Here is a 2,819-nt window from a genome sequence, read left to right as displayed (position 1 = left end):
CGATAAGACCACAGGCCAACTCACAGCACCTGCTGAGCCGGGGCTCTATGAGTTACGCTATGTCCTCAACGAAGGCGTCAAGACCCTCGCCACCGCGCCCATCGAAGTTACTGCCCCAGAAGCCACCATCAGCGGACCGGACACTGTCACCACCGGCGCTGCTTTTGAGATCGAATGGGGCAGCCCAATCCACCCTCGCGACATGGTCACCATCTTGCCCGTCGGCACCAAGGAAGGCGCCACCGGCCCCTACCGCCGCGTTGGCGACAAGACGACCGGTCAACTCACCGCACCCGCGGAGCCGGGGCTCTTTGAGTTACGCTATATCCTCAACGAAGGGGCCAAAACGCTCGCCACCGCGCCCATCGAAGTGGTCGAAGCTGAGATCGGCATTTCTGGCCCCGGAACGGCGCGTGCTGAGACCGAGGTGGAGATTACATGGTCCTCGACTATCCATCCGCGCGATATGATTGCTCTGCTCCCGATGGGTGCCAAAGAGGGTGAAACTGGCCAATACTTCCGCGCGAACGACCGGACCGAAGGCAGCCTGAAAGCACCGTCGGAACCGGGGCTCTATGAAATCCGCTACATCCTGAACGAAGGATTGCGCACGCTTGCCAGCGTGCCGCTTGAGGTCGTCCCTGCAGACGCGCCGATGGATGCGGGCGCGGGGCTTTCGGCGCCTGAGACTGCGGCCCCCGGCGCCTCCATCACTGTCTCGTGGACAGGCGGTGGCAGCGGGGCGGACCAACGCATAGCGCTTGCGCGAAAGGATCAGCCGGAGTTCGCTTGGATCACCGCGCAGAAGATCGCGGCGGACAAATCGCTCACCCTGACCATGCCGGAAGAGCCGGGTCTTTATGAGCTGCGTTTCCTCGATATCTCGGAACAGGCTTTGCTGGGCCGTACAGTGGTCGAGGTGAAATGATGCGGGGTATCATTCTCTGGGCGGCCATCGCCTGTGCCACGCTCGCCGCGCCGCTGCGGGCAGAGATCAACGGCCACGGTCCAGACGCTTGGCGCGTGACTGGGGTCGCGGCGGACGATGTGCTGAACATGCGCATGGGGCCAGGGACCCGCTATCTGGTCATCGACAGTCTGCCCCCTAATGCCCGCGGCTTGCAGCAAGTCACCTGCGTGCCATTGCTGATCCCTTTAATCTACCACAAGCTGACCGAGGCGCAGCGCAATGCCCTGCCACAGCGCTGGTGCCTGATGCGCACGGGCGATTTCGCGAAAGCCGGTTGGGTCGCGCAGCGCTTTTTGATGGAGGATGTGGACCTGCCGACAGACCGCACGACGATCGAGCGCAGCGAAATCCCGGTGCATCAAAGCGGAGATGCGATGATCGACACGGCGGCACGGCTAGTGGGTGACCTCTACGCCGCGTTTGAAGGGCAAAGCGGGGCTGCGCAGAACCCGTTTAACCCGACCCAAGCCACACAGTTCTTCTTTGCTGGTATCACGCCCGACCTCGCAGGCCACGGCGCAGATGTTCTTTATGATGCACAAGATTTCCAAGGCCGCATCACAAGGATCGCCGCCGATCCAGACCAGCCGATGCTGCGCGGGATGATCACGATCAATGTGGATTTCATTAATTTCGGTCAGGCAGACCGCGCTGTCTTTCGCCTACGCGCCGATACCGCCCAGTCTGGCGCACCTGTCCGGATCTTCCGCGTTGAGCATGACGGTTGGAGCTTTCCGCAATGAGGTATCTCATGCAAACCCTTTCGGCCTTGACGGCCTGTTGCGTGACCGTGAGCAGTGCGACTGCTGATCCCTTGCCCTGTCAGGGCCGTTACAGTGCTCAGTCCGGCAATGTGACCCTTTCAGCTGACGGTATGGTGTATTTGGATCCCCGTGATCGCCAAGACGGGACCATCGACCTCACCTATGAGGGGTGCGACCGGATTACAGTCGCGGGGCAGGGGATGCGGATGCAGATCACACGCTCAGCAACCTCTGGCTGGACCGGAACGCTGGCAGGGGGCGGGGCCACTCGTATCTTTCATTTCAACGCAGTAACGCCGCGCCTGATTGGCAGTTGGATGGACGCCTTCGGAGGTGGGGTGACCGTCCAGCGCGGCATGAAACTGACCCTTCTCAAGGGCACAGAGCATCAGCCTGTAGACTGCGTTTTTGACGCGGATCGGCAGAATTTCAGCCGTGAGAACGCGGCGGCTCGGGCCTTCATGGCCGCGCAGGGACTGGTTCCGCCATCATCAGACTTCTCACTGCAAGACTATTTCCGCGCGGCTGACGTTGAGAACCGGACGCAGCCGGAGTCTCGCAAAGGCAGCGCCAGGCACATCCGCTTCATGCTCGGCGATGACGGCGCGATGCTACCGGTTGCGCGCGCCGCAGTAAGATTTCGGGAGATCTGCCGAGCCGAAGCCGGGACGCTCGCGCCCCCACGCCGCATGCTGGATTTCAAGATCGTGCCGATCGAGAATCCGGACGGCTACACCATATTTGCGCGGGTCATCGACATCGAGACCGGCAATATCATCGCTCAAAGGGAAGGCCACGTTATCGGAACCGGTGCGGAGGCTATAACGCTGGCCATGCAAGACGGGGCTGCTCAGTTGATTGGTGATGGCGTCACCTTTGGTCCGCTCAGTGACGGCGTAGCGCGGTGATATTGTTTAAAGTAGAGTGAAGGAACCAAGTTATGGAGGCATCGTCAACTTGCGGGGCGTGACCTGAAATCGTACCGACCGACATGACAAAAGCCAAACGTTCCGGCGCCTTCAAAGGCCACCGTTTCCCGCCTGAGATCATTGCATATGCGGTTTGGTCTTATTTTCGGTTTTCCT

3 protein-coding genes and 1 pseudogene are annotated in these 2,819 nt (G+C 60.8%); all 4 read left to right on the top strand.

Going from position 1 to position 2,819, the window contains the following annotated elements; genetic code table 11:
- Window positions 1-928: hypothetical protein (locus ACGYK9_RS19245; protein WP_394415301.1), on the top strand; the 928-nt coding region annotated here is incomplete at its 5' end.
- Complete coding sequence (locus ACGYK9_RS19240; protein WP_394415304.1) at window positions 928-1,713, top strand: hypothetical protein; 786 nt, start codon at window positions 928-930, stop codon at window positions 1,711-1,713. The genes ACGYK9_RS19245 and ACGYK9_RS19240, both read left to right, overlap by 1 nt.
- Window positions 1,714-1,721: 8 nt before the next feature.
- On the top strand, window positions 1,722-2,642 hold the full coding sequence (locus ACGYK9_RS19235) for a hypothetical protein (protein WP_394415307.1): 921 nt from the start codon (window positions 1,722-1,724) through the stop codon (window positions 2,640-2,642).
- Between the two features lie 83 nt (window positions 2,643-2,725).
- Window positions 2,726-2,819: pseudogene (locus ACGYK9_RS19230) on the top strand (IS6 family transposase); the annotation flags it as partial.

This window comes from Sulfitobacter sp. 1A15258 (genome assembly GCF_043557045.1).
Taxonomy (GTDB): Bacteria; Pseudomonadota; Alphaproteobacteria; order Rhodobacterales; family Rhodobacteraceae; genus Sulfitobacter; species Sulfitobacter faviae.
Note: the sequence above shows the minus strand (reverse complement) of the source record. Positions and strands in the feature narration are given on the sequence as shown.

Bases quoted from the DNA above. Each gene is read 5' to 3' on its own strand.
- ACGYK9_RS19240 (WP_394415304.1), top strand. From the start codon at position 928: ATGCGGGGTATCATTCTCTGGGCGGCCATCGCCTGTGCCACGCTCGCC.
- ACGYK9_RS19235 (WP_394415307.1), top strand. From the start codon at position 1,722: ATGCAAACCCTTTCGGCCTTGACGGCCTGTTGCGTGACCGTGAGCAGT.